Annotated in this window: 23 protein-coding genes and 2 tRNA genes; 10 read left to right on the forward strand and 15 right to left on the reverse strand. The window is 72.0% G+C overall.

The window, feature by feature from the left end; genetic code table 11:
• Positions 1-8 precede the first annotated feature (8 nt).
• Together rsgA and BMX65_RS19610 are read left to right on the forward strand one after the other, a co-directional pair.
• A complete protein-coding gene (gene rsgA, locus BMX65_RS19605; RefSeq protein ID WP_075001649.1) occupies positions 9-1,025 on the forward strand; it encodes a ribosome small subunit-dependent GTPase A in 1,017 nt (338 codons plus the stop codon).
• An 82-nt stretch (positions 1,026-1,107) separates the two neighbouring features.
• Positions 1,108-1,431 carry a DMT family transporter gene (locus BMX65_RS19610; RefSeq protein WP_019354488.1) on the forward strand — a complete coding sequence of 108 codons (324 nt, stop codon included), beginning with the start codon at positions 1,108-1,110 and terminating at the stop codon, positions 1,429-1,431.
• 55 nt (positions 1,432-1,486) lie between these two features.
• Here BMX65_RS19610 and BMX65_RS19615 read toward each other — a convergent pair whose 3' ends face one another.
• Entirely contained in the window at positions 1,487-2,116 is a 630-nt protein-coding gene (locus BMX65_RS19615; protein WP_075001824.1) for a TetR/AcrR family transcriptional regulator, read from the reverse strand.
• 191 nt (positions 2,117-2,307) lie between these two features.
• Between BMX65_RS19615 and hisN the strand changes: the two genes are divergently transcribed.
• Entirely contained in the window at positions 2,308-3,102 is a 795-nt protein-coding gene (gene hisN / locus BMX65_RS19620) for a histidinol-phosphatase (protein ID WP_075001650.1), read from the forward strand.
• A gap of 180 nt (positions 3,103-3,282) precedes the next feature.
• A complete protein-coding gene (locus BMX65_RS19625; RefSeq protein WP_075001651.1) occupies positions 3,283-3,705 on the forward strand; it encodes a CBS domain-containing protein in 423 nt (140 codons plus the stop codon).
• 126 nt (positions 3,706-3,831) lie between these two features.
• Here BMX65_RS19625 and BMX65_RS19630 read toward each other — a convergent pair whose 3' ends face one another.
• The gene (locus BMX65_RS19630; protein ID WP_075001652.1) at positions 3,832-5,298 is read right to left on the reverse strand and encodes a catalase; all 1,467 of its coding nucleotides are present in this window, start codon (positions 5,296-5,298) and stop codon (positions 3,832-3,834) included.
• Positions 5,299-5,432: 134 nt separating this feature from the next.
• Between BMX65_RS19630 and BMX65_RS19635 the strand changes: the two genes are divergently transcribed.
• Complete coding sequence (locus BMX65_RS19635; RefSeq protein ID WP_075001653.1) at positions 5,433-5,849, forward strand: Fur family transcriptional regulator; 417 nt, start codon at positions 5,433-5,435, stop codon at positions 5,847-5,849.
• A 253-nt stretch (positions 5,850-6,102) separates the two neighbouring features.
• On the opposite strand, the gene BMX65_RS19640 is transcribed toward BMX65_RS19635, so the two are convergent.
• From BMX65_RS19640 to BMX65_RS19655, 4 genes are all read right to left on the reverse strand, one after another.
• Positions 6,103-6,176 (reverse strand) — tRNA-Met (locus BMX65_RS19640).
• Between the two features lie 429 nt (positions 6,177-6,605).
• On the reverse strand, positions 6,606-8,480 hold the full coding sequence (locus BMX65_RS19645; protein ID WP_107437530.1) for a tetratricopeptide repeat protein: 1,875 nt from the start codon (positions 8,478-8,480) through the stop codon (positions 6,606-6,608).
• A 167-nt stretch (positions 8,481-8,647) separates the two neighbouring features.
• Positions 8,648-8,724 (reverse strand) — tRNA-Met (locus BMX65_RS19650).
• Positions 8,725-8,771: 47 nt separating this feature from the next.
• Positions 8,772-11,693: a UPF0182 family membrane protein gene (locus BMX65_RS19655; protein WP_075001654.1), complete on the reverse strand. Its 2,922-nt coding sequence runs from the start codon at positions 11,691-11,693 to the stop codon at positions 8,772-8,774.
• Between the two features lie 140 nt (positions 11,694-11,833).
• Here BMX65_RS19655 and BMX65_RS19660 point away from each other — a divergent pair, with 140 nt between their 5' ends.
• Complete coding sequence (locus BMX65_RS19660) at positions 11,834-12,400, forward strand: PPA1309 family protein (RefSeq protein WP_079171999.1); 567 nt, start codon at positions 11,834-11,836, stop codon at positions 12,398-12,400.
• 143 nt (positions 12,401-12,543) lie between these two features.
• Here BMX65_RS19660 and BMX65_RS19665 read toward each other — a convergent pair whose 3' ends face one another.
• The 4 genes from BMX65_RS19665 to BMX65_RS19680 form a co-directional block, all read right to left on the reverse strand.
• A complete protein-coding gene (locus tag BMX65_RS19665) occupies positions 12,544-13,659 on the reverse strand; it encodes a YlbL family protein (RefSeq protein ID WP_075001656.1) in 1,116 nt (371 codons plus the stop codon).
• Between the two features lie 25 nt (positions 13,660-13,684).
• The gene (locus BMX65_RS19670) at positions 13,685-13,993 is read right to left on the reverse strand and encodes a hypothetical protein (RefSeq protein WP_075001657.1); all 309 of its coding nucleotides are present in this window, start codon (positions 13,991-13,993) and stop codon (positions 13,685-13,687) included.
• 173 nt (positions 13,994-14,166) lie between these two features.
• Entirely contained in the window at positions 14,167-14,697 is a 531-nt protein-coding gene (locus BMX65_RS19675; protein ID WP_075001826.1) for a molybdenum cofactor biosynthesis protein MoaE, read from the reverse strand.
• Positions 14,698-14,859: 162 nt separating this feature from the next.
• A complete protein-coding gene (locus BMX65_RS19680; RefSeq protein WP_075001658.1) occupies positions 14,860-15,960 on the reverse strand; it encodes an SDR family oxidoreductase in 1,101 nt (366 codons plus the stop codon).
• Between the two features lie 188 nt (positions 15,961-16,148).
• Between BMX65_RS19680 and BMX65_RS19685 the strand changes: the two genes are divergently transcribed.
• Together BMX65_RS19685 and BMX65_RS19690 are read left to right on the forward strand one after the other, a co-directional pair.
• On the forward strand, positions 16,149-17,663 hold the full coding sequence (locus tag BMX65_RS19685) for a zinc-dependent metalloprotease (protein ID WP_075001659.1): 1,515 nt from the start codon (positions 16,149-16,151) through the stop codon (positions 17,661-17,663).
• Positions 17,660-18,238, forward strand: coding sequence for an NUDIX hydrolase (locus BMX65_RS19690; protein WP_075001660.1), 579 nt, complete (start codon positions 17,660-17,662; stop codon positions 18,236-18,238). Before BMX65_RS19685 ends, BMX65_RS19690 begins: the two co-directional genes overlap by 4 nt.
• Here BMX65_RS19690 and BMX65_RS19695 read toward each other — a convergent pair.
• The gene (locus tag BMX65_RS19695) at positions 18,210-18,821 is read right to left on the reverse strand and encodes a M48 metallopeptidase family protein (RefSeq protein ID WP_075001661.1); all 612 of its coding nucleotides are present in this window, start codon (positions 18,819-18,821) and stop codon (positions 18,210-18,212) included. The genes BMX65_RS19690 and BMX65_RS19695 overlap by 29 nt on opposite strands.
• A gap of 277 nt (positions 18,822-19,098) precedes the next feature.
• Between BMX65_RS19695 and BMX65_RS19700 the strand changes: the two genes are divergently transcribed.
• Both BMX65_RS19700 and BMX65_RS19705 read left to right on the forward strand, forming a co-directional pair.
• Entirely contained in the window at positions 19,099-20,181 is a 1,083-nt protein-coding gene (locus tag BMX65_RS19700; protein ID WP_075001662.1) for a ThiF family adenylyltransferase, read from the forward strand.
• A gap of 60 nt (positions 20,182-20,241) precedes the next feature.
• On the forward strand, positions 20,242-21,657 hold the full coding sequence (locus BMX65_RS19705) for an ABC1 kinase family protein (protein WP_075001663.1): 1,416 nt from the start codon (positions 20,242-20,244) through the stop codon (positions 21,655-21,657).
• A gap of 105 nt (positions 21,658-21,762) precedes the next feature.
• On the opposite strand, the gene BMX65_RS19710 is transcribed toward BMX65_RS19705, so the two are convergent.
• From BMX65_RS19710 to BMX65_RS19725, 4 genes are all read right to left on the reverse strand, one after another.
• Positions 21,763-22,125 carry a hypothetical protein gene (locus BMX65_RS19710; RefSeq protein WP_239502133.1) on the reverse strand — a complete coding sequence of 121 codons (363 nt, stop codon included), beginning with the start codon at positions 22,123-22,125 and terminating at the stop codon, positions 21,763-21,765.
• Positions 22,122-22,463, reverse strand: a complete 342-nt coding sequence (locus BMX65_RS19715) for a WhiB family transcriptional regulator (protein WP_398762664.1) — start codon at positions 22,461-22,463, stop codon at positions 22,122-22,124. Before BMX65_RS19715 ends, BMX65_RS19710 begins: the two co-directional genes overlap by 4 nt.
• A gap of 159 nt (positions 22,464-22,622) precedes the next feature.
• Complete coding sequence (locus BMX65_RS19720) at positions 22,623-22,895, reverse strand: hypothetical protein (RefSeq protein WP_107437531.1); 273 nt, start codon at positions 22,893-22,895, stop codon at positions 22,623-22,625.
• Positions 22,896-23,112: 217 nt separating this feature from the next.
• Positions 23,113-25,323, reverse strand: coding sequence for a UvrD-helicase domain-containing protein (locus BMX65_RS19725; protein WP_177214302.1), 2,211 nt, complete (start codon positions 25,321-25,323; stop codon positions 23,113-23,115).
• Positions 25,324-25,432 lie beyond the last annotated feature (109 nt).

Raw genomic sequence — 25,432 nt, forward strand, 5'->3', positions numbered from 1 at the left:
CGCCCGCGATGCGCCGCTACGGCAAGCACACCGACGAGGACGACATCCGGGTCCGCCCCTCGCGCCGGGGCAGCCGCCCGCGCACCCACACCCGGCCCAAGCACGAGGACGCCGCCGAGGGCCTCGTCCTGACCGTCGACCGGGGCCGGCTGACCTGCCTGGTGGAGGGGCGCACGGTCACCGCGATGAAGGCCCGCGAGCTGGGCCGCAAGGCGGTGGTGGTGGGCGACCGGGTGGCCGTGGTCGGCAACCTGTCGGGCGAGAAGGACACCCTCGCCCGCGTCGTCCGGGTGGCGGAACGCAGCTCGGTGCTGCGCAGGACGGCGGACGACAACGACCCGTACGAGCGGGTCGTGGTGGCCAACGCCGACCAGCTCGCCGTCGTCACGGCGCTGGCCGACCCCGAGCCGCGCCCCCGGCTGATCGACCGCTGCCTGGTGGCGGCCTTCGACGCGGGGCTGGAGCCGCTGCTGGTGCTGACCAAGTCCGACCTGGCACCGGCCGGTCCGCTGCTGGAGACGTACGCACCACTGGGGGTGCGTCATGTCGTCACCAGCCGGGCGGAGTTGGCCGAGGGGCCGGGCGCCGAGGAGGTGCGCGAACTGCTGCGCGGTCGGACCACGGTGTGCGTGGGGCACAGCGGGGTCGGCAAGACGACGCTGGTCAACGCGCTGGTGGAGCGGCAGCGCGCCACCGGGGTGGTGAACGCGGTCACCGGGCGCGGGCGGCACACCACGACCTCGGCGCTGGCGTTGCCGCTGCCGCCCTCCCCGGTCGGCGCGGACGGCTGGGTGATCGACACCCCGGGGGTGCGCTCCTTCGGTCTGAACCACATCCAGCTCTCGCGCGTCATCCACGCCTTCCCTGATCTGGAGGAGGGCGCCGCGGAATGCCCCCGCGCGTGCAGCCACAACGAGCCCGCCTGCGCGCTCGACCAGTGGGTGGCCGACGGGCACGCCGACCCGGCCCGCCTGCACTCGCTGCGCCGCCTGCTGGCGACGCGGGAGAGGCGCGAAGGAGACTGACCGATTCCGCCCGGCCTCCGCTGCATACTGGGCTTCCTGCGCTTGACCTGCTGCCCCACCGGAGCAACGAGAGGAAGAGCACATGGCGTGGCTGCTGGTGCTGGTCGCGGGGTTGCTGGAGACCGGCTTCGCTGTGTGTCTGAAGCTCTCGCACGGCTTCACCCGGCTGTGGCCCACGGTCGCGTTCTGCGCCTTCGCACTGGGCAGCTTCGGCCTGCTGACGCTCTCGCTCAAGCGGCTGGACGTCGGTCCGGCGTACGCGGTCTGGACGGGCATCGGTGCCGCGGGGACGGCGATCTACGGCATGGTCTTCATGGGCGATGTGATCTCCGCGCTCAAGCTGGTCTCCATCACGCTGGTCATCGTCGGTGTCATGGGGCTCCAGCTCTCCGGCAGCGCCCACTGAGCGCGTACCGAGCACCTCTCGCGGGCCCGCCCGGTGCGCGGTGCGGGGCACCGGGTCAGCCCGCCAGTAAGGCGCGGACCACCTCGTCGACCCGGCCGCACGGCTCCTCGTCGCCGTATTCGGGCGCGACGACGTAGGAGAGTGCGATCCGCAGCCCGGCCTCGTACGCGCGCTCCAGCTCCTGCCGCCCGGCGCCGCGCCGGGCCGGGCCGCCGGGCGCCGGGCCGCCCACCGGCACCCGTCCGCTCCGCTCGAGCCCGGCGAGCGCGCGGCTGCGCAGCACCGCGGCGAGACCGCCCGGCTCGCCGTCCGGCCCGCAGCCGGGGGCCGGACGGGCGGGCAGCGGCATCCGTGCGCCCCAGCAGTCGGTGAGCGCCGCCCGGACGATGGGCTCGGCCCGCGCCGTCCGCAGGATCCAGTGCGCGGCAGCGGCGCAGCAGGCCGCCGGATCGGCTCCGCTCCGGCACGCCTCGGCCACCGCCCGGCCCGCGCCGTCCAGGAAGTCGTCCAGCAGCCGGTCGACCAGTGCGGCGCCCAGTCCCTCCTTGCTGCCGAACTCGTTGTAGAGCGTCTGCCGCGACACCCCGGCGGCCGCGGCGACGTCGACCATCCGCACCGCCGTCCAGGGTCGCGCCCGTACCGCCACATGGGCGGCGTCCAGCAGGGTCTCGCGTGCAGCAGGCATCGTCGCCTCCCCGGCCCGCACCCCGCTGCCCCGGCCGGTGCCGGCGGCCCGTGCACGCGAGGCGTCCGCAGTCGGGCTGACCGGCAGCCCGGTGTGCGGCACAGAATTGACGCACCGCCAAGAGGTGTCAATACGCGGCGCACGCGCATGGCCCTGTGGCCGGGGGTTTCACCGCTCGATACTGTTCGGACATGCTGGACTATCACGATGATCTGCGTCTCGCCCATGTACTGGCCGACGCCGCCGACGCCGCGACCATGGAGCGGTTCAAGGCTCTCGACCTGGAGGTCGAGACCAAGCCGGACATGACGCCGGTGAGCGAGGCCGACAAGGCGGCCGAGGAACTGATCCGCGTCTCGCTCCAGCGCACCCGGCCGCGCGATGCGGTGCTGGGCGAGGAGTTCGGCACCGAGGGGCACGGGCCGCGCCGCTGGGTGATCGACCCCATCGACGGGACGAAGAACTATGTGCGCGGCGTTCCGGTGTGGGCGACGCTGATCGCGCTGATGGAGATGGGCGAGGGCGGGGACCGGCCGGTGGTCGGCGTCGTCTCGGCACCCGCCCTCAACCGGCGCTGGTGGGCGGCGAAGGGCGCGGGCGCCTACACCGGCCGCAGCCTGTCCAAGGCCACCCGCATGGAGGTCTCGAAGGTCTCCGAGGTGCGGGATGCGTCCTTCGCCTACTCCTCGCTGCACGGCTGGGAGGAGCGCGGCATGCTGGGCGGCTTCATGGACCTGACCCGGGACTGCTGGCGGACCCGCGGCTACGGCGACTTCTGGCCGTACATGATGGTCGCCGAGGGGGCGGTGGACATCTGCGCCGAGCCGGAACTGTCGCTGTGGGACATGGCCGCGAGCGCGGTGATCGTCGAGGAGGCGGGCGGCGTCTTCACCGGGCTGGACGGGAAGCCGGGCCCGCACAGCGGCAGCGCGGCGGCGTCGAACGGGCTGCTGCACGAGACACTGCTGAGCTATCTGACGGCCTGATCCGGCCCCTCGTCCGGGTGGTCCCTACACACGTCCTTGTTGTGACCCCCAGCACATGTGAACATGAGAATTCGCTCGCTTGTGCCCTTGTGAATCGCTTCTCGAGGTCCCGGTCCGGAGGTCCCGGCCGACTGCGCGCCGGGACCGCGGGAGGCATTCCGCCAAGGAGGTAGCTCCCTCATGCCCGGACACGTCCAGCACTCCATGAGCACTGTCGTCCTCACCATCGGCCCGGCCCACACCCTGCGCCAGGCGGCCCGGCTGATGTCGGCCCGCCGCGTCGGTGCCGCCGTCGTCCTCGACCCCGACACCAGCGGACTCGGCATCCTCACCGAGCGCGACATCCTCGATTCCCTCGGCGCGGGCCAGGACCCGGACCGGGAGCGGGCCCACGACCACACCACGAACGACGTCGTCTTCGCCACCCCGGACTGGACGCTGGAAGCGGCGGCGGAGGCCATGACACGCGGCGGATTCCGGCATCTGATCGTGCTCGACGAACGGGAGGCGGTGGGCATCCTGTCGGTGCGCGACATCGTCCGCACCTGGTCGGACCACCGCGCCCCGGCGGCGCCGGAAGCCACCGAAGAGGTCGCCGTCTAGACTCCCCGGGCCCCACCCGGACCCCACCGCGGGGTGCCGGCCGCACCGGAGGGGCCGGAACACGCACCGGAGGGGCCGGAGCCCCATGGCGTCCGGCCCCTCCGGGCTCGTACGGCGAGCGGTCGATCAGCCGCGCAGGGCCTGGACCGCGGCCTCCAACCGCTTGCCGTAGTCCGGATCCGCCTTGCGGAAGTTCTCGATCGCACGCTGGGCGATGTCGTCGCGGGAGACGCCCGCGATGTTGCCCGCCAGGTTCTCGATCAGCCGCTGCTTCTCGTCCTCCGACATCAGCCGGTAGAGGTTCCCCGCCTGCACGAAGTCGTCGTCCTCGGCATGCGCGGCCGCCGGGTGGTCCTCGGTCGTGCCGCTCACTGTGGCGTGCTGCCACAGCGGACGGCCCGTCTCGGCCGGCGCGCCGAAGCTGTTCGGCTCGTAGTTCTTCGCACCGCCGTGCCGGCCGTCGTACATCACGCCGTCGCGGCCGTAGGTGCGCGCCTGGGTCGCCTTGGGCTCGTTCACCGGCAGCAGGTCGGCGTTGATCCCGACCCGGTAGCGGTGCGCGTCGCCGTAGGCGAAGAGCCGGCCCTGCAGCATCTTGTCCGGCGAGGGACCGATACCCGGCACGAAGTGGTGCGGGGAGAAGACCGACTGCTCGGTCTCGGCGAAGATGTTCCGCGGGTTGCGGTTCAACTCCAGCTTGCCGATCTCGATCGGCGGGTAGTCCTCGTGCGGCCAGACCTTGGTCAGGTCGAACGGGTTGAACCGGTAGGCCGCCGCCTCCGCCGCGGGCATGATCTGGACCTGCACGGTCCAGGTCGGGAAGTCGCCGTTCTCGATGGACTCCCGCAGGTCGCGCTGGTGGCTGTCGGGGTCCTTGCCGGCCAGCGCGTCGGCGTCGGCCGCCGTGAGGTTCTCGATGCCCTGGTCGGTCTTGAAGTGGTACTTGACCCAGAAGACCTCGCCCGCCTCGTTCGTCCACTGGAAGGTGTGCGAACCGTAGCCGTTCATGTGGCGGTAGGACGCGGGGATGCCGCGGTCACCGAAGAGCCAGGTCACCTGATGGGTGGACTCGGGCGACAGACCCCAGAAGTCCCAGACGTTGTCGGGCTCCTGTGAGCCGGTGTAGGGGTCCCGCTTCTGGGTGTGGATGAAGTCGGGGAACTTGATGGCGTCCTTGATGAAGAACACCGGGGTGTTGTTCCCGACCAGGTCGTAGTTGCCCTCTTCGGTGTAGAACTTGAGCGCGAACCCGCGCGGGTCACGCACCGCGTCCGCCGCGCCGAGGTTGCCGGCCACCGTGGAGAACCGCAGGAAGACCTCGGTCTCCTTGCCGATCCCGGAGAGGAACTTCGCCCGGGTGTAGGGGGTCACGTCCGCCGTGACGGTGAACTTGCCGTACGCGCCCGCGCCCCGGGCGTGCACGATGCGCTCGGGGATGCGCTCGCGGTTGAAGTGGGCGAGCTTCTCGAGCAGGTGCTGGTCCTGGACGAGCACCGGCCCGCCCACCCCGGCGGTCTGACTGTTCTGGTTGTCCGCGACCGGCGCACCGGCCTCCGTCGTCATGGGTCCGGCCGTCTCGTCCTGCACGGTCACGTGCGCCTCCTGTGCATCACATCTGTCCTGTGGGCCAACCACTCGACAGCCTACATTGGACATTGTCCAAGTCAAGATGAAGGCAAAAACCGTACGGGTTCTGCTCATGGACCCGCCACTGCTAGGCTGGGCCTATGAGTGACCTGCTGGAACGGCTGCGCGATCGCGGTTGGCGACTCACCGCACAGCGGCGAGTCGTCGCCGAGGTGCTCGACGGCGACCATGTGCACTACACGGCGGACGAGGTCCATGCCCGTGCGACGGACCGCCTGCCCGAGATCGCCCGCGCAACGGTCTACAACACCCTGAGCGAGCTGGTCGCTCTCGGTGAGGTGCTGGAGGTGAGCACCGACGGCCGCGCCAAGCGCTACGACCCGAACGCGCGCCACACCCACCAGCACCTGGTCTGCTCCCGGTGCGGGACGATTCGCGACGTCCACCCGACGGGCGACCCGCTGGCGGCCCTCCCGGAGAACGAGCGCTACGGCTTCGCCATCGCCGACGCCACCGTCACCTACCGGGGCGTCTGCCCGAACTGCACCGGCTCCTGAACCCGCCCGGTCCCGGTCCCATGGGACCGGCAAGCCCCTTCACGGCTCCGAACGGCCCCGCACCCCGCCCGGGTGCGGGGCCGTTCGCCCTCGCATGGGGCAGTTCGCCGCCACGCGCCGCGCCGCCGGGGACGCAGAGGGCGGGAGAGGGCAGGAAAGCGCGGGGAAAGGGAAAGCGCGGGGAAAGGGGAAGAGGCAGGAGCTCGGAAAGGACGAAGGCCCGGATCCTGAGGATCCGGGCCTTCGTCTTCAGTAGCGGGGACAGGATTTGAACCTGCGACCTCTGGGTTATGAGCCCAGCGAGCTACCGAGCTGCTCCACCCCGCGCCGTTGTGTGCACAACTCTAACCCGGCCCGACGACCAGCGCAAATCGAGATCGCCGTGGCGGCCGGTGCCCGTGTGCCGGGGCGGTCCGGCGGCGGCTCCGGCCGGTACGCGGCCGCTCTCCCGGCCCTCCGGGGACGTCCGGCCGCTGCCGGGCCCCGGAGACGGACGCCGCCGCCCTCCCGAGGCCGGCGGTGCCACCGGACGGGCCGCGCCGCGCGGCCCGCTCCGGGCCCACTGGTACCGCACACGCTCCGGCGCTCCGGACTCTCCCGGGCGGCCACTGTCCCCGGGGCCGACGGCAGCCACCGTCGGCCCCGGGGACAAAGCGGAGCCGTCCCGCCCCGGACGGGACCGGGCCCCCGGGGGACGCGGCCCCAGGGGGACAGGAAGGCCGTCAGGCCCGTCAGGCCCGTCAGGCCGTCAGGCCCTCAGGCCGTCAGCTCCGAACGGAGAGCCTCACGGAGTTTCGCGGCCCGTTCGGCCACTTCGGCCGGGCCGAGTTCCATGGCGCGGGCGCACCAGAACTGCCCCTCGTCCAGCTCGCCGCCGCGGGCGCTGATCAGTGCCAGTCGCAGTGCCGCCCTGCCGTGCCCGGCCTCGGCGGCGCGGGCCCACCACATGGCCGCCTCCGGCTCGCTGCCCTCGCGGGCCAGCAGCAGGCCCAGGTTGAACGCGCCGTTCGGGCTGCCCGACTCGGCCGCTGCGCGGTACCAACGGGCCGCGTCCACGACCTCGCCGCGTGCGGCAGCGCACATGCCCAGCCGCACCTGGGCGCGGCGGTGGCCGTGTTCGGCGGCACGTTCGTACCACTCCTCGTACTCGGGTCTGGCGCCGTCCGGGCGGCCGAGTTCGTGTTCCGAACCCAACTCCCCCGAGCCGTGCCGGGTGACCCGTTCCAGCAGCGCGCCGAGCCGGAAGGCGCCCTCGACGCTGCCGCCGCCCGCGGCGCAGCGCAGATGCCGCTCCGCGGTGTGCAGTTCGCCCTCGCGCAGCAGCGCGATGCCGACCTGGAGGGCGGCCTCCGCGTGACCGGAGGCGGCCGCGCGCTCGTACCACTGGCGGGCGGTGGGCTCGTCGCCCCGTCCGGCGTGCAGGATGCCGAGGTTGAAGGCCGCGTCCACGCTGCCGGATTCGGCCGCCTTGGAGAACCACGGCTCGGCGCCCTCGGCGTCCCCGCGCTGGAGCAGCAGGACGGCGAGCGCGTTGGCGGCCTCCCGGTGCCCGGCGTAGGCGGCTCGGCGGTACCACTGTTCGGCCTGCGCGGTGCGGCCCTGGGCCGCGGAGAGCAGCCCGAGGTTGAAGGCGCCGTTGTCGGAACCGGCGTCGAGCGCCACGCGGTACCAGCGCTCGGCGGCCTGCCGCTCGCCCCGGTCGGCGTGCAGCGCGCCCAGTGCGTTGGCCGCGCTGCCGTCGCCGTCCTCGGCCGCCCGGCGCCACCACACGGCGGCGCTCTCCTCGTCGCCCGCGTCCCGCAGCAGGAAGCCGAGTGCGCAGGCGGCGCGCGCCTCACCGTCCTTGGCGGAGGTGAGGTACCACCTGCCGGCCTCCTTCAGCTCGCCGCGGCGCTCCAGCAGTGCACCCAGTCGGAGCGCCGCTCTGCGGTGACCGCGGGCGGCTGCCTGCCGGAACCAGCGCTCGGCCTCCTCGGCGGCCTCCCGCACCGCGGCGGCCGTGGGTCCGCTCCGGGCGGCCAGCTCCTCGGCGCGCGCGTTCACCGCCTGGGCGACCCGGTATGCCGCTTCTCTGTGCCCGCGCTCGGCGGCGGCCCGGAACCACTCCTCGGCGCCGTCCTCCCCGTGGTGCTCGAGCAGGTCCGCCAGCGCGTACGCGCCCAGTGCGTGACCGGACTCGGCGGACTGCCGCAGCCAGTAGAAGGCCGCGGGTTCGTCGCCGCGTTCCCGGTGGTGGCGGCCGAGCGCGTGCGCGGCGGCCGCGGAGCCGGCGACGGCCGCGGTACGCCACCACTCCGCGGCCTCCTCCGGGTAACCCCGCTGGTGCAGCAGCACCCCCAGGTTGTTGGCCGCGGCGCGGTCGCCCGCGGCGGTGGCCGCGCGCAGATGCGGTTCGGCGCCGTTCAGGTCCCCCCGGCGCAGCAGTTGGGCGCCCAGCACGCTGTCGGCCGCGGTCGTCTCGGCCGGCACCCTTGCGCTCTCGTCCGCTGTCGTCCTCCCGACTGCCGCCGTCTCCTCGACTGCTGCGATCCGCACGGCTGCTGTGGTCTGCTCGGTGTACTCCTCCACGCTCAGGCCCGGACCGGGACGCACCGGGTCCGTCAGCCTTGCCTTCTCCCCCATAAGCTCCATCGTCGCACCACCCGCAACCCGCGTACACCTCGTATACCGCAGCCGGTGAGGTCACTTCAGAGGTTTGTCGACTTCCCGACGAAGAGATTCCTCAAACCCCCTGGTCCAACTGTCCCCCGTACAAGCGAAAGAGGCCCGGAGTCTGTTGACTCCGGGCCTCTCCCGAGTGGTAGCGGGGACAGGATTTGAACCTGCGACCTCTGGGTTATGAGCCCAGCGAGCTACCGAGCTGCTCCACCCCGCGCCGTTGTGAGTACAACTCTACACCACTCGGCAGGGTGGTCTCACCCGCTACCCGCTGCTGCCGGATCCGCTCCCGTCGCTGCCCTTCTTCTCGGCCTCGGCCGCCTCGTCCAACGCGTCCGCCAGGGCCTTCTGCTGCTTGCCGTACTCCTCCCAGTCGCCCTTCTCGCGCGCTTCCTCGCTCTTGTCCCACGCGGTCTGGGCGTCCTTGAGCGCGTCGGCGACCGAGGCGTTGGGCGGATTCTTCTCCTTGTCCTTGCCCTTGTCCTTCTCCTGGTCGCCGGGGCCGGTCCGCTCGCCGTCCTGCTGCCGGCCCTCGGTGTCGAAGACCTTGTTCAGCGCCTGCTCCAGGCTGTCCTCGAAGGCGATGCGCTCGTTGTAGGCGACGAGGACCTTGCGCATCCGCGGGTAGTTGGTACCGGCACCGCGGACGTAGACGGGCTCCACGTAGAGCAGGCCGCCTTCCACGGGCACAGTCAGCAGATTGCCGTACTCGACCTCGGAGTCGCCCCTCTTCAGGATGTTGATCTTGTCCGCGATCACCGGATCGGAGTTGAACTTGCTCTGCACCTGCGAGGGACCGGCGACCGTGGTGTTGGGCGGCAGTCTCAGCAGCCTGAGCTTGCCGTAGTCGCCGCTCTTCGCGTCCGCGTCGACGGCCATGAACGCGCCCAGCGTCTCGCGCTTGTTCGGGTTGAACGTCGTCGTGAGCTGGAACTGCTGTTCCTTCTGGCCGGGCATCTTCATGCTCAGGTAGTACGGCGGGACGGCGTTGCCCTTGTGCGTGGGGTCGTCCGGGACCTGCCAGCGCTCACTGCCGCTGTAGAACTGCGACGGCGAGGTCACGTGGTAGGTCTGCAGCAGGTCGCGCTGCACCTTGAACAGGTCCTGCGGGTAGCGCAGGTGGTCCATCAGGTCACCGCTGATGGCGCTCTTGGGCTTCACCGTGTCGGGGAATGCCTTCATCCAGGTCTTCAGCACCGGGTCCTTCTTGTCCCACTGGTACATCTCGACCTTGCCCGTGTAGGCGTCCACCGTCGCCTTGACCGAGTTGCGGATGTAGTTGACCCGGTTCTGCTGGGCCACCACCGCGCGCTGCCCGTCGGTCAGCGAGTCCTCCGTGGTGTCCCCCAGGGTCGTCCGCGACGAGTAGGGGTAGCCGTTGGAGGTGGTGTAGGCGTCGACGATCCACTTGATGCGCCCGTCGACCACCGCGGGGTAGGGGTCGCCGTCAATGGTCAGCCAGGGTGCGACCGCCTCCACGCGCTCCTTGGGGGTGCGCTTGTACAGGACCCGCGAGCCCTCGCCGATCGCTCCCGAGTAGAGGATCTGCGGCTCGTTGAAGTTGACCGCGTAGGCCGCGCGGTTGAGCGGGTTGGAGAGGTTGACGCCGCTGTCGGCCTTGTAGGTGTAGGTCTTCTCCCCGTTGTCGTCCGCGTAGTCCAGTTCCTTCTGCGGACCGCCGACGATGGAGTACTGCGTCGTCTTCTCCCCGTAGTAGACCCGGCCCTGGTACTTGCCCAGGTCGCCCTCCGGCGGCAGGTCCTTCTCGGTGAAGTCCGGAGCACCGTCCTTGTCCACCGAGGTGCCCTTGGCGGCGACCATGCCGAAGCCGTGGGTGTACTTGAAGTGCTCGTTGATCCAGTTCTTCTCCGGGATGCCGTTGGTGTTGATCTCCCGGAGGCCGACGACGGTGTCCTGCTCCTTGCCGTCCTTCTTGTAGCGGTCCACGTCCAGGGTCGCCGGGAACTGGTAGTACCCGCGGACCTGCTGCTTCTGCTGGAAGGTCGGGGAGACGACGTTCGGGTCCAGCAGGCGCATGCTCGCGGTGGTGTCGGCCGCGTTGCGCAGCTTCTCGTTGCTCGCCTTGCTGGTGCCCCGGTAGTCCTGCTCCTCGGCGTCGTCGATGTCGTACGCCTTGCGCGTCGCCTCGATGTTCTTCTTGATGTACGGCGTCTCCTTGGCCTGCTCGTTCGGCGAGACCTGGAACTTCTGCACCAGCGCCGGGTAGAGCCCGCCGATCAGGATGGCCGAGAGCACCATCAGCCCGAAGCCGATCACCGGGAGCTGCCAGGTGCGGCGCCAGATCGTGGCGAAGAAGAGCAGCGCGCAGATGATGGCGATGATGAACAGGATCGTCTTCGCCGGCAGATAGGCGTTGGCGTCGACGTACTTGAGGCCCGTCCAGTTGTCGGTCGCCTTGAAGTCGCCGGACTTGACCGCCAGGCCGTACCGGTCCAGCCAGTAGGCCACCGCCTTCAGCGCGACGAAGACGCCCAGCAGCACCGACAGGTGCCCGGTCGCCTGTGCCGTCGCCCGCGCGCCCGGGGTCGTCACCCGCAGCCCGCCGTAGAGGTAGTGGACCAGGGCGGCGGCCAGCAGCGAGAGGATCGCGGCAGCGAAGCCGAAGCCCAGCAGGAACCGGTAGAAGGGCAGGTCGAACGCGAAGAACGAGATGTCCTTGTGGAACTGCGGATCCTTGGAGCCGAACGGTACGCCGTTCACCCACATCAGCCAGGTGCGCCACTGGCCTGCCGCGGAGGCGCCGGAGATCAGCCCGATCAGGGCCGTGGCCCCCAGCAGCACCCACTTCTTGTAGGGCGCCAGCGCCATGCGGTAGCGGTCGAGGCTCTGCTGCTCCATCGACATCGCGCTCAGCGGCGGGCGCAGCCGGTGGGCCAGCCAGATGTTGAACCCGACGGCCACGGCCATCAGCAGCCCGAAGACCGCGAACAGGCCGATCTTGGTCCACAGAGTCTTGGTGAAGACCGAGCTGTAGTCGACCGAGCGATACCACAGCCAGTCCGTCCAGAACCCGGAGAACATGACGAAGAGCATCGCCAGGACCACCAGCACGCCCGCTGTCATCAACAGCGTCCGGGCGCGCCGGGAAGGCCGGCCCACTCTGATCCGTGGCCCGGAGGGACCCCCTGAGCCCCGGTCCGGCATCTGGAAAGCCAAGGTGCGCACCTCAAAGATTCGCAGTTGATGAAGCGATGATGCTGGGCCCGCATCGTAGGCCCACCTAGGCAACTTAACGAAGCTTTACCCAGTTCCCGGTTCCGGGGTCCGAGTCACGATTTCCGGCACCGGGACGGCACGATATGGGGATGGACAACCTCTCTCCCGAGGGCACGCCCCTCGCCTCCGGACCCCTGACCCGCGCGGTACTGGAGATCGACGAATACGCCTCCGGCCTGGGCTGGGACCAGCCCGCACGACTCTTCGCGCTGGTGAACACCGAGCGGCTGCGGGCCGAGGAGCCGGGTCTGGCCGGGCAGCTGGGACTGGACCAGCAGCCCGACAGTGCCCGGGGGGCCTCCTTCACCCCTGTCGAACAGGACGAGATCTCCGCGGACGTGCCGCTGGACGAGTTCCTGGGGACGATCGCCTGGCCCCCGTCGGTCGACGGCTGCGCGGTCACCGTGGAGCGGCTGATGCTGCCGCCGTCGGCCGAGGCGGCGGTGCCGCAGGACCTCGGCGAGGAGGAGCTGGCCCGCTGGGTCGCCGAGCACCCCGAGCGCAGCGAGGTGCGGATGACGGTGGCGGTCCTGCGGGACGGGGAGCGCGAGTCGGCGCTGCGGCTGCGGGAGAAGGACTCCGCCACGGAGGTGCTCACCGGCGGCGACCTGGTGCCCGGTCTCGCGGAGGCGCTGACCGCGACCTTCGCGGAGTAGCCGGGGCCGGAGGGCGGCGCCGCACCGCGCCGCCGCCCGGCCCTGCGGGGCGGCCGCCGGGGCCGCGCGGCGGGGGGCGGGAAGGCGGGGCCGGGGAGGGAAGGCGGAGACGCCTCAGGGCGCCTTCGCGTCCGGGGTGGCGCTCAGTGCGCCGTGCACCGGGAGAGCTCGTCCGTCCTGCCGCTGCGGATCTTCTTCAGCGCGCTGAGCGCGTCGTCGATGGTGGCCGTCTTCACCAGGGTGAGGCCCTCGGGCTTGTCCTTGGCGGCGGAGGCACAGTTGCCCGCGGGGGTGAGGAAGTACTCGGCGCCCTTCTTGCGGGCACCGACGGTCTTCATCTGGATGCCGCCGATCTCGCCCACCTTGCCGTCGTCGTCGATGGTGCCCGTCCCGGCGACGAACTTCCCGCCGGTCAGATCGGCGGGGGTGAGCTTGTCGACGATGCCGAGCGCGAACATCAGTCCGGCGCTGGGGCCGCCGATGTCGGCGAGCTTGATGTCGATCTCGAACGGGAAGGTGTGCCCCACCGCGGGCTGGATGCCCACGACCGCGCGGCCGTCGTCCGCGGCCTTCCGCGTGCCGACGGTGACCTTCTTCGCGTCCTCGGCGGGGGGCTTCTCGCCCCGCTTCTGGGCGGCCTTCACCCGGGCCGACGGGATCACGGTGAAGGTGACCCTCTCGCCGGGCTTGTGCTTGGTGACCAGCTTGCCCACGCTCTGCGCCCCGCCGACCGGGGTGCCGTCCACCGCCGTGATGACGTCTCCCGCGTGCAGCCGCTTGTGCGCGGGGGCGCCCTTCTCCACGGAGCCGACCAGGATGTGGGTGCTGACCGGGAGGTCCAGTTCCTTCAGCGCTGCGGCCTTGGCGCTCTCCTGGGAGGCGGTGAATTCCTCGGCGTTCTCCTCGTCGACCTCCTGGGCCGACTTGTCGTCCGGATAGAGCGTGTGGTGCGGGACGACCAGGCTGTCATGGCGCAGCCAGCCGGACAGCGCCCCGAAGAGGGTCATCTTGTACTCGGAGCTGGTGACGCGGACGGTCGTCATATTGAGGTTGCCCGAGGTGTCGTACACCTCGGGACGCCCCTTGCGACCCGGCTCGTCCTTGACGTTGAGCACCGGATCCCCGTCGTGCGAACCCAGGGTGTTCACCGTCGGACCCGGTGACATCTCGGCATAGGGCACGTTCAGGAGCGCTCCGACGCAGAACATCGTTATGAGCAGCAGCGCAGAGGTCAGCAGGGTCGCGGTGCGGCGAGGCATGGCACGACAGTACGGGAAGGGTCTGTCAACCTGCTTCCCGGGCCGGTCCGTCCGGGGTCGTGCGGGCCGCCGCCCCGGTGGAGGCGAGTTCGAGACCGCCCTTCCGCCTCCACCACCGGAGGTCCCGGCGGGCTTCGGGCTCGTCGGCCGGCGCAGTGGGGCCGTCGGGGGCGTCGTCGGCGCGGGAACGTTCCATGGCGACACGGAAGCGCTCGTATCCGGCCACCCCTGCGGCGTCGGGCGTCTTGACCCGGCGCCGCCCGGCCCAGCTTCCCCACATGCTCGTGGCGACAGCGGCGACCAACGGAATCAGCAACCAGGCGAGAGCAGCCATCCGGAACCTCCCGACCCTCGTAGGTGCCTCCCGGGCACACGGCCCGGCGACCGGCAGACCGGCCGATGAGCAGATTAACCGTCGGTGTCTCAACGGTCGGGGTGAGGGGCCGGTTACGCAACCGGAACGAGCTGCACCCGCGTGCGCGGCGGGACCGGCCGGCCCCGCCCCGTTCAGGGAGTGACGTCGGGGCGGGGAGCGGCTCCCTGGACGCCCACCCACTCCTCGGCGCCGTCGGTGAACGTCTGATGCTTCCAGATCGGGACCTCGTGCTTGAGGTCGTCGATGAGCTTGCGGCAGGCGTCGAACGCCTCCGCGCGGTGCGGACAGGAGACGGCCACGACCACGGCCAGGTCACCCACCTCCAGGTCCCCGACGCGGTGCACCGCGGCGAGGGCGCGCACCGGGTGGTCGGCGGCGACCTTCTCGGCGACCCGGCGCAGCTCGGCCTCGGCAGTGGGGTGCGAGGAGTAGCCCAGACGGGCGACCCCGGCGCCGCCGTCGTGATCGCGGACGGTACCGACGAAGAGCGCCGTACCGCCCGCGGCGTGGTCACCGACCGCGGCGAAGACCTCGTCGACGGACAGCGGCGCGTCGCGGATCTCCAGCAGCCGGATCGGGTCCTCGGCCCCCAGCTCGCCGGGGTGGTCGGAGTGCACACGCCGGTGCCCGGAACCGTGATCGCCGTCGTACGTCTGTGCCATGCCGGTCATGCTGCCCTACCTGCCCCGAATCCGGAACACCTCACCTGTCGCACCCGCCGTGTCGTCCCCGCACCGCCGACTGCGGCGGCCCGCAGGTGCCGTTCACTGCCCGCCGGTGGCGCTCACTGCCCACTGGCATCGGTCACAGCCCGCTGGTCCCGGTCACAGCCCGCGCCGCTTGCGCGCCCTGCGCACCAGTGCGGCGGTGCCCAGCAGCGCGACCGTCGCGCCCGCGGCGCCCGCCGCCGTGGCCGCCTCCGTCCGGCCCAGCCGCCGCCCCGCGACGGTGTGCCTGCCGGAGACGTCCTCCAGCAGCGCGGCGAGCACCTCCTCGTTCGTCCAGGCAGGGCGCCAGCCGGCGTCGTGCAGCCTGCTGCCGCTGACCACCCAGGGATGCATCGTGTAGGCGAGGTCGGCGGCGGGCGACGGGGTCAGTCCCAGCCGGTGCAGCCGGGAGGCGGCGCCCAGCGCGACGCTGGAGGGCAGCTCCATCCGCCGCATCCCGGTGAGCTGCTCGACCTCCTCCTGCTCCAGCCAGCCGTCGCAGCCCACCACCATCTCGCCCTCGACCTTCTCCAGCGCGGCGTACTCGAGCGCGCTGACCAGGTCGTCGACGTGGCAGAACTGCCAGCAGGGGCGCGATCCGGCGACCACCAGGAGCCGCGGCGCCTCGAAGTGGCGGGTGAGCGTGGTGTCCGTGCCCGCGCCGACCAGCACGGTGGGACGCACGACGGTCACATTGAGGCCCGGGTGGGCCCGCGGGGCGCGCTGGGCCAGGCGTTCGAGCTCCAGCAGGTCGCCCACCCCCGTGGCGTCCGCGGTGGCCCGCAGCTCGGCGTCCTCCGAGAGCGGCACGTCGTTGTCCTGGAGCGCTCCGTAGACCATCGCCGAGGTGCACAGCACCACCCGGCGGACGCCCGCGGCCGCCGCCGCGGTCAGCACGGTCTGGGTGCCGCGCACGTTGTAGGCGGTGCGCGCCACCGGGTCGGTCTCCAGATCCAGGTCGAGCGCCAGGTGGACGACCACGTCCACCGGGTCGCCGTCGCCGCGCAGCCGGTCGGCGATGGCCGGATCCCGCACGTCCATGGTGTGCCACTGGGCCTCGGTCACCTCGCCTCTGCGCTCGTCCAGGGCGATGACCTGCTTGATCTCCTCGGACGCCGCCAACCGCTCGGTGAGCAGCGCGCCGACCCCCGCGGCGGCGCCGGTGACGGCGACGGTCGGGGTTCGCGCTGCGCGAACGTGGGACTCGGAGGAACTCACCGGGCGTCTCCAGTGGTTGTTTCTGGTACGGGGTGCGCAGGCTCCATCCTGCCTGACTCGTGTCTAGGCTGGAGGCAGAGCCCGCACATCGCACCAGGACATACCGACGCAGACCCCGACCGCACCCAGGACATCCAGACCGTCCGCGAACCACCAGACCGTCCTACGAGACAGAGCCGAGGAAACCCGTGAGTGACACCCCATTCGGATTCGGCGTACCTCCTGAGGAGCCCGAGGACGGGAACGACGGCGAGAAGAAGAAGCCGGGCGGCGACCAGCCGAACCCGTTCGGTTTCGGCGGCGCCCCGGGCTCCGGAGGGGCGGACAACCCCCTGGCGGCGATGTTCGGCTCGCTGGGCGGCGGACAGGGCCAGCTCGACCCCAGCGACCTGGGTGCCGCCTTCCAGAAGCTCGGCCAGATGCTCTCCTACGAGGGCGGCCCGGTGAACTGGGACATGGCCAAGGACATCGCACGGCAGACGGTCGCGTCGGGGGCCCAGGACGGTTCCAAGGACGCCTCCGTCAGCCCGCACGACCGCGCTGCCGTCGAAGAGGCCGTGCGCCTGGCCGACCTGTGGCTGGACGGAGTGACCTCGCTGCCCTCCGGCTCCGGCGCAGCGGTGGCCTGGAGCCGCGCGGAGTGGGTCGAGGCCACCCTGCCGGTCTGGAAGGACCTGGTCGACCCGGTCGCCGAGCGCGTCGGCGCCGCCATGGGCGATGTGCTGCCCGAGGAGATGCAGGCGATGGCCGGCCCGCTGCTCGGCATGATGCGCTCCATGGGGGGCGCCATGTTCGGCACGCAGATCGGGCAGGCGCTCGGCGTGCTGGCGGGCGAGGTCGTCGGCTCCACGGACATCGGACTCCCGCTCGGCCCCGCCAACAAGGCAGCACTGCTGCCGGTAAACATCGAGGCCCTCGGGGGCGGGCTGGGCATCCCGCTGGAGGAGGTCCGCCTCTACCTGGCGCTCCGGGAGGCCGCGCACCAGCGGCTGTTCGCGCACGTGCCCTGGCTGCGGTCGCACCTCTTCGGCGCCGTCGAGGGCTACGCCCGGGGCATCAAGGTGGACACCGCCAAGCTGGAGGACGTGGTCGGGCAGATCGATCCACAGCGTCCCGAGGAACTGCAGGAAGCGCTCCAGCAGGGCATGTTCCAGCCGGAGGACTCCCCGCAGCAGAAGGCGGCGCTCGCCCGGCTGGAGACGGCGCTGGCGCTGGTCGAGGGGTGGGTGGACGCGGTGGTGCACGCCGCGGCCGAACCGCACCTGCCGTCCGCCTCCGCGCTGCGCGAGACGCTGCGCAGGCGGCGCGCCTCCGGCGGCCCGGCGGAGCAGACCTTCTCCACGCTGATCGGCCTGGAGCTGCGCCCCCGGCGGCTGCGCGACGCCTCCCGGCTGTGGGCCTCGCTGGCCGACGCACGGGGTGCCGAGGGCCGCGACGCCGTGTGGGAGCACCCGGACATGCTGCCCACGGCCGCCGACCTGGACGACCCGGACGCTTTCGTCCACCACGAGCAGCCGGACTTCTCCGAGCTGGACAAGATGCTGGGCGACGCGGCCGCCGCGGACAGCGGCACCGGCAGCACCCGGGAGGACGGAGCCGGGGACGAGACCTCCGGCGGCGGCCGGTCGCAGGAGAAGCGCACCGGGGAGCAGTCCGGCGGCGCGGAGGACACCGACGGCGGCGAGGGCGAAGGCACGCGGTGAGCGCGTCACCGGACGGCCTCCGCGCGGATGCGGAGCGTGTCCTGACCCGGTGGCGCAGCAAGGACGGCGACCCCGCCCAGGAGGAGCTGCGCCGGGAGTATCTGCGCCACCTCGCCGACCGGCCGGACGGCATGTGGAAGGCGTGCTCCGCGGGGCACATCACCGCCAGCGCGCTGGTCGTCGACCCGCGGAAGGACCGGGTGCTGCTGACGCTCCACCGCAAGCTGGGCAGATGGCTGCAGATGGGGGGCCACTGCGAACCGGAGGACGCCACCCTGGCCGGTGCCGCGCTGCGGGAGGCCACGGAGGAGTCGGGCATTCCGGGGCTCTCCCTGCTGCCCGGCGGCCCGCTCCGGCTCGACAAGCACCGCACGCCCTGCGCCTGGCATCTGGACGTGCAGTACGCGGCCCTCGCCCCCGAGGGCGCCGTCGAGGCGATCAGCGAGGAGTCCCTGGACCTGCGCTGGTTCGGCTTCGACGAGGTGGCGGGGGTGGAGGACGAGTCCGTGGTGCGGCTCGCGCGGCTGTCGGCCGCGGCCGTCGCGGTCAGCTCCGGCCGGGACCCTCTCCCGTGACGGAGTCGGGCCCCTCCTCGGGAACGGGGGCGGGGTCCTCCCCTGCGACGGGCTGGTGCGGCAGCCGCTCGGCTGCCGCCACCCCCTCCAGGTAGCCGCGCGCCCGCTCCGTGCGCGGATACGCCTCCAGCAGTCGCCAGAACCGCGGACCGTGGCCGGGCACGAGCAGATGCGACAGCTCGTGCAGCAGCACGTAGTCGATGACGTACTCGGGCATGCCCTGCAGCCGGTGGGAGAGCCGGATGCTGCCCTCAGCCGGTGTGCAGGAGCCCCAGCGGGTGTTCTGGTTGGTCACCCAGCGCACCGAGGCGGGCCGGGCATGCCCGTCGAGATACTGCTCGGAGAGGGCCGCCGCCCGGCGGGCGAGGTCGCTGTCGTCGAGCATGCGCCTGCTCTCCTGGGCGGCGAGCTTGTCGAGCATCACGCCGACCCAGCGCGCCTCCTCGTCCGCCGTCATGCGCGCCGGCAGCAGCACGACGGTGCGGTCACCCTCGCGGTAGGCGGAGACGGTGCGGCGTCGGCGGGTGCTGCGGCGCACCTCGACCGCGCGGCGGCTGGTGCTGTTCAGCGGGTCGGCGGGCACGCCATGACGTTACCCGCTGCGGTCGGCGGAAGTCCCGCCTCCAGGCTCGTTCGAGGGGGAAAGGCGACAAGAGACCGGCAAGAGACCGGCAAGGGACCTACAAGGGACCTACAAGAGACGGGGCACGGCGAGGGCGAACGGCTCACGCTTGTATGACTGATGCCGTCGCCTGTGGACAACTCGCTCCGCGAAATCCGCGGCCGACGGCATGCTGTCCCCAGTGATCGACAGCCGAGCCGGGTGGAGTCCCGGCGCGTCAGGGGGGAACGTGCATCCGATGATCAAGCCCGCGCTGCGGCGGGGCTGGCGAGACAGGCAGACCGTGCAGTGCGGTGTGGCACCCGCGCACGCGGTGCTGCTGGGACCATTGAGCGACGCGGCGGCGGCCTTCATCGAGATGATGGACGGGACCCGCAGCATGGAGCGGCTCCAGCAGGAAGCAGACCGGCTCGGCCTGGCGCCCCGGGCTCCGGCGAGGATCACCGAGCGCCTCAGCGCAGCCGGGGTGCTGGATGACGCGACGGCCGACCGCGACGCCGCGGCACACGTCAGCGACCGACTGCGGCCGGATCTGGCGTCGCTGTCCGTGGTGCACCGCGAACCGGGCGGCGGGGTGCGCAGACTCGCCGCCCGGCGGGCTTCGCGCGTCCAGGTGCGCGGGCTGGGCCGGGTGGGCACCGCGGTGGCCGCGGCCCTGTCGGCCGCGGGGGTGGGCCAGGTGGACGTGGCGGACGGGGGCGTGGTGGAGGAGTGGGACACCGCGCCGTGCGGGGTGCCTCCGGAGCAGGTGGGCACCCGCCGCGACGTGGCGGCACGGGGCGTGGTCCGCCGCTCCCGCTCCTGGCGGAGCGGTGCCCGTTCCGAGGTCGGCCTGGTGGTGGTGACACCGCGGGACGGCCTGGACGCCTACGCCCCCGACCCGGAGGCCACCGAGCGGTTCATGGAGGCGGGGACACCCCATTTGTTCGGCGGCGTGGTCGAGGCCACCGGAGTGGTGGGTCCCCTGGTGCTGCCCGGCTCCGCGCCGTGCGCGGAGTGCCTGGCACGCACCCGGGCGGAGCGGGAGCCGAGCTGGCCGATGCTGGTGGGCCAGTGGCGGACGGCGAGCAGACGGCGCACGGGGGTCCCCGCCTGCGACACGGCGCTGGCCACCATGGTGGCGGGTGCGGTCGCCTCCTACGCCCTGAGCTACCTGGACGGGGACGGAGCCTGCGCGGTGGGCTACCGGCTGCGGTTCGCGCTGCCCCACCTGCTGCCGGACACCGAGCGGTTCGCGGCGCATCCGGAGTGTGCGTGCGGTGCCGCTTCGGTGAGTGCACCCCCCGCACAGCCGCGAACGGCCGAAAGCAGGCGACAATGACCGGGTGGCCGACGTCCTCGGTGCTGTCTCGGTTGAGCTGTCAGGGAGTTGGAGGGACGCATGTCTGATCTTCCGCGCAAGGCGGTGACGCGGACGGCCAAGCTGGCCGCCCTGCCGCTGGGCTTCGCGGGCCGCTCCGCGTGGGGGCTCGGCAAGCGCCTCGGGGGCCTCTCCGCCGATCTGGTCGGCCAGGAGCTGCAGCAGCGGACCGCCGAGCAGCTCTTCAAGGTGCTGGGCGAGTTGAAGGGGGGTGCCATGAAGTTCGGGCAGGCCCTCTCGGTCTTCGAGTCCGCCCTCCCCGACGAGCTGGCGGGCCCCTACCGCGCCACCCTGACCCGGCTGCAGGAAGCCGCTCCGCCGATGCCCGCCGGTACCGTGCACAAGGTACTGGAGGAGGAGTTGGGCCAGGAGTGGCGCGAGCACTTCGCCGAGTTCGACGACAAGCCCGCCGCGGCGGCCTCCATAGGCCAGGTGCACCGCGCCGTCTGGCACGACGGGCGGGAAGTCGCGGTCAAGGTGCAGTACCCGGGCGCCGGTGAGGCCCTGGTCTCCGACCTGACCCAACTGAGCAGGTTCGCCCGGCTGCTGGGCCCGCTGATACCGGGCATGGACATCAAACCGCTCATCGCGGAGCTGCGCGAGCGGGTCGCGGAAGAGCTGGACTACGGCCTGGAGGCGGAGGCCCAGCGCACCTACGCGGAGGAGTACGAGGCGGACGAGGACGTCGTCGTCCCGCACGTGGTCCACCAGGCCGACCGAGTGCTGGTGTCGGAGTGGCTCGAGGGCGTGCCGCTCTCCCAGGTGATCGCCGACGGCAGCCAGGAGGAACGGGACCGCGCGGGGCGGCTGCTGAGCCGGTTCCTCTTCTCCGGCCCCGTGCGCACCGGGCTGCTGCACGCGGATCCGCATCCGGGAAACTTCCGGCTGGTCCCCGGCGACACCGGAACATCCGCGGACTGGCGTCTGGGGGTGCTGGACTTCGGCACCGTGGACCGGCTGCCGGAGGGACTGCCTCCGACGATCGGCGAGGTGCTGCGCATGATGCTCGACGGGGACGCGGAGACGGCCTACGCCCTGCTGCGCGAAGAGGGCTTCGTCAAGAAGGAGATCGAGCTGGAGCCGGAGGCGGTACGGGAGTATCTGCTGCCGATCGTCGAGCCCGCCTGCGTGGAGGAGTTCGCCTTCAGCAGGGACTGGATGCGCGGGCAGGCAGCCCGGATCGCCGATCCCCGCTCCGCGGCCCACCAGTTGGGGCGGCAGCTCAACCTGCCGCCGTCCTATCTGCTGATCCACCGGGTGACGCTCAGCACCATCGGCGTCCTGTGCCAGCTCGGCGCGACGGTGCGGATGCGGCACGACATGGAGACCTGGGTACCGGGGTTCGCCCCCGCGGAGGCGCCGCGGCCCGGGTGGTCCGAGGAGCCGCCGCACGGGGAGACGGCAGAGCCCGAAGAGGAGCCGGAGATCGCCCTGTGAGCAGGGTGCGGGCCGCGGCACGGCACCCGGCCCGGCAGGGGCGATGACGGCGGAGAGCCGGGGCGTTCGCCCCGGCTCTCCGGTGTTCAGGTCATGCGGGCCGGATCACTGCATCACGGCCATCGCGAGGGCACGCCGCGCGCGAAGCGTCGCGCGCTCGGCGCGGCGCTGAAGGCGCCGCGCGGTCCTCAGCCGCAGCGCCCTGCGTTCTGCTTCGGCCTCGTGCATTCGTTGCTGTATCTGTGCTCTGGCCAGGCTTTCTGGCATGAGTTGCATGTCGCGGGTCCTGTTCTGGCGGACGACTGTCGCGTCGGAGCGGGTACGTGCGGTGGTCTCGTGGACGGGTGTCATCGTCGGGTCCTGCTTCGTGAGGTGGCGCGTACGGGGATCCAGCGCCGACGGGTTGTCGATCGTTCCGGCGACCGCCTTGCGGCGGACGGGCGATCCATGGCGGCGACGGGGGTTCATGCCGTCACCGGGTTCTTGCGCGGACGGCCCCGCGGACGCTTCCGCGGAACCACGACGCCCTGGACGAACAGCTCGCCGCCCCAGACGCCCCACGGCTCGCGGCGGTCCTTGGCCCCGGCGAGGCAGGCCGCACGCAGCGGGCAGGTCTGGCAGAGGGACTTCGCGTACTCGACGTCCGCGGGGGACTCGGCGAAGAAGACCTCCGGGTCGTAGGAGCGGCAGGGAACATCGACGCCGAGCCGCTCGATGGCGTCGTCGAGCTCGGTGAGGGTGATCTGCGGGGCGGTCAAGGAGTCCTCCGTGGTGAGATCAGGCGGCAGAGAAGGCGCGGGGCGCAACGTGTCAGGGTGCGTCTCGGTGTGCACTGCGGTTCTTCCTGTCTGTTGGATGTCTGTTGTCGTGTCGGGCCGGCTGGTGGCCGGCCGGGGCAAACAGAAGGGCCGCGGATCCCGATGTGGGTTCCGCGGCCCTGGAAGGTGCCGACCTGATCTCGCCGATCAGGCTGGATCTCTCCAGGGTCGGAGGCCACGGAAGGCCCACATGGTGTAGCGCTGCGTCTTCTGGCGTCCTTCGCCGGCACCGTTGGCCGCGGAGCCACCGGCAAAGGCGGCTGCCTGTGCCTGTGCTGCTACCTCGGGTGCCTTGCTCGGTCGCTCGTTGCCGCCAGGATTGACGCCGGACAGACCGGTGCCGTGGAGGTTGGAGCCGAGCAGGCAGGCGCGAATGACCGAGTGATCGGTCATTTTGATCTCCGAAATGATGGTGGTCACTGGTCTCGCCTCCTCTCGGCGTCTCGGGGGACCCGCCACTGGGACTGGTCCGTGGATGTTCAGGACTTAGTACAGCATGGAAGAGGAAGAGCGAAAAGGCCCGCCCTCTCCATGCCCGGAAGGCTATGAGGCTCCGTACGGCCCGCGCAAACTATTTTTCACGGCTTTCTGTCACAGCTTCTGTGACATGGGCCCGGCACCGCCCCGCTGCGGGTCGTCACCCCTGCCGGGGATCCTCGTCCGGGTCCGCGGGCAACTCCTCGCCCGCGCACAGAGCGAGCACGTCGGCGCCGAACTGCTGGAGCTTACGGTGGCGTACCCCGGAGATGCGGGAGAGCTCCGCCGCGTCACCGGGAACGGCCTCGGCGATGGCGAGGAGCGTCTTGTCGGTGAAGACGCAGTAGTCCGGCTGGCGCAGCAGCGCCGCCTGCCGGGCCCGCCACTGGTGCAGCCGCTCGTGCAGCACCTCGTCCAGCTGGGAGGGGCAGTCCTCGCAGCGCATCAGCTTCACCTCACCGGGCTGGGTCAGCGACCGGCCGCACACCCGGCACCGCGCCGGCGCACGACGCACCCGCTCCCGGCGCCCGGCCGGGACAGGAGCACCCCCGCCGCCGCTGACGCTGCCGCCCGCCCCGGCACCGGTCCGGGCAGCGCTCACGCCGGAGCCGGCACGCAGCCCTGCGAGGAAGCGGCTGGGCTGCCGGCTGGGGCGGCCACCCGGTGAGCGGGCGAGCGACCAGGAGAGAGTCAGGAACCGGCGGGCGCGGGTGATGCCGACATAGAGCAGTCTGCGCTCCTCCTCCGTCTGCTCCTCGGTCTTGGCGTGGGTGATCGGCAGCATCCCGTCGGTGAGGCCCACCACGAAGACGGCGTCCCACTCCAGGCCCTTGGCCGCGTGCAGCGAGGCCAGCGTGACCCCCTCCACGGTCGGCGCGTGCTGGGCCCGGGCCCGCTCGTCCAGCTCCGCGACCAGGTCGCCGAGCCCCGCACCGGACCGGGCCCCGGCGAAGTCCTCGGCCAGCCGCACCAGGGCCGCCAGCGACTCCCACCGGTCCCGGACGGCCCCCGACCCGGACGGCGCATGCGGGCTCCAGCCCTTGGTGCCGAGCACGGCACGCACCTGCGAGGGCAGGTCGACCGCGTCGTCCAGCAGCGCGTCGTTACCGCCCGCGCGGGCCGCTCCGCGCAGTGCCACGAACGCCTCCCGCACCTCGGGGCGTTCGAAGAACCGCTCGGCACCGCGCAACCGGCAGGGGACCCCGAGATCCGCCAGCGCCTGCTCGTAGACCTCGGACTGGGCGTTGATCCGGTAGAGGACGGCGATCTGGCTGGCGGGGACCCCCGAGGCGATGAGGTCCCGGACCCGCCGGGCCACCCCCTCGGCCTCGCCGGGTTCGTCGGCGTACTCGGCGCAGACCGGCTCGGGGCCCGGCTCGCGCTGGGAGACCAGCTCCAGCCGGTGTTCGGCGGCCCGGCCGACGGCCTGCGCGAGCAGCCCGTTGGCGAAGTGCACCACCTGCGGGGTGGAGCGGTAGTCGCGGACCAGCTTGACGACCGTCGCCTCCGGGTGGCGGGAGCGGAAGTCGAGGAGGTGGTCGGGGGTGGCACCGGTGAAGGAGTAGATGGTCTGGCTGGCGTCGCCGACCACGCACAGACCGCCCCGCTCCCCCACCCACAGTTCCAGCAGCCGCTGCTGCAGCGGGCTCACGTCCTGGTACTCGTCCACCGTGAAGTGCTGGTACTGGCCGCGGACCGTCTCGGCGATGTCCGGGCGGTCCTGGAGGATGCCGACGGTGAGCAGCAGCACATCCTCGAAGTCGATCACCGAGCGCTCCCGCTTGAGCTGCTCGTAGAGGGCGTAGACGCGACCCGTCTCGGCACTGTCCCGGGGGGCCGCACGGCCCGCTGCCGCGGCGGCGGCCGGATAGTCCTCGGGGACGGTCTGGGTCACCTTGGCCCACTCGATCTCGCCGGTGACGTCCCGCAGCTCGGTACGGTCCAGCCGGATCCGGCACCGGGCCGCGGCCTCCCCGACGAGCTGCGCCTTGCGCTCGACCAGCGGCGGCAGTTCGCCGCCGACGGCACGCGGCCAGAAGTACTGGAGCTGGCGCAGCGCGGCCGAGTGGAACGTGCGCGCCTGGACGCCCTGGACGCCGAGCTCGCGCAGCCTGCCGCGCATCTCCCCGGCGGCGCGCTGGGTGAAGGTGACGGCGAGCACACCGCCCGGGGGCAGGATGCCGGCGCGGACGCCGTAGGCGATGCGGTGGGTGATCGCTCTCGTCTTGCCGGTGCCCGCACCGGCCAGCACGCACACCGGACCGTGCAGCGCCGTCGCCACCGCGCGCTGCTCGGGGTCGAGGCCCTCGAGCACCGCGTCGGGAGAGTCGGGAACCCGCGGGAAGAGAGTGGAGTCCGTTGCTGCTGTCACCCCGCCATGCTGCCAGCCCGGCCGGGAGGGGCGGCACGGCTGTCCACAGCCGGACTCTGCGGTCCTATGAATCGCTCCCGTTCAGGTGCGTGCGCCCCGGGCAGGGTGC

Origin of the sequence: Streptomyces qinglanensis, assembly GCF_900111245.1 — a bacterium.
In the GTDB taxonomy this organism is placed as follows: domain Bacteria; phylum Actinomycetota; class Actinomycetes; order Streptomycetales; family Streptomycetaceae; genus Streptomyces; species Streptomyces qinglanensis.

Coding starts and splice junctions, on each gene's coding strand:
- rsgA (WP_075001649.1), top strand. CDS start 9: ATGCGCCGCTACGGCAAGCACACCGACGAGGACGACATCCGGGTCCGC.
- BMX65_RS19610 (WP_019354488.1), top strand. CDS start 1,108: ATGGCGTGGCTGCTGGTGCTGGTCGCGGGGTTGCTGGAGACCGGCTTC.
- BMX65_RS19615 (WP_075001824.1), bottom strand. CDS start 2,116: ATGCCTGCTGCACGCGAGACCCTGCTGGACGCCGCCCATGTGGCGGTA.
- hisN (WP_075001650.1), top strand. CDS start 2,308: ATGCTGGACTATCACGATGATCTGCGTCTCGCCCATGTACTGGCCGAC.
- BMX65_RS19625 (WP_075001651.1), top strand. CDS start 3,283: ATGCCCGGACACGTCCAGCACTCCATGAGCACTGTCGTCCTCACCATC.
- BMX65_RS19635 (WP_075001653.1), top strand. CDS start 5,433: ATGAGTGACCTGCTGGAACGGCTGCGCGATCGCGGTTGGCGACTCACC.
- BMX65_RS19645 (WP_107437530.1), bottom strand. CDS start 8,480: ATGGAGCTTATGGGGGAGAAGGCAAGGCTGACGGACCCGGTGCGTCCC.
- BMX65_RS19660 (WP_079171999.1), top strand. CDS start 11,834: ATGGACAACCTCTCTCCCGAGGGCACGCCCCTCGCCTCCGGACCCCTG.
- BMX65_RS19665 (WP_075001656.1), bottom strand. CDS start 13,659: ATGCCTCGCCGCACCGCGACCCTGCTGACCTCTGCGCTGCTGCTCATA.
- BMX65_RS19670 (WP_075001657.1), bottom strand. CDS start 13,993: ATGGCTGCTCTCGCCTGGTTGCTGATTCCGTTGGTCGCCGCTGTCGCC.
- BMX65_RS19675 (WP_075001826.1), bottom strand. CDS start 14,697: ATGGCACAGACGTACGACGGCGATCACGGTTCCGGGCACCGGCGTGTG.
- BMX65_RS19700 (WP_075001662.1), top strand. CDS start 19,099: ATGATCAAGCCCGCGCTGCGGCGGGGCTGGCGAGACAGGCAGACCGTG.
- BMX65_RS19705 (WP_075001663.1), top strand. CDS start 20,242: ATGTCTGATCTTCCGCGCAAGGCGGTGACGCGGACGGCCAAGCTGGCC.
- BMX65_RS19710 (WP_239502133.1), bottom strand. CDS start 22,125: ATGAACCCCCGTCGCCGCCATGGATCGCCCGTCCGCCGCAAGGCGGTC.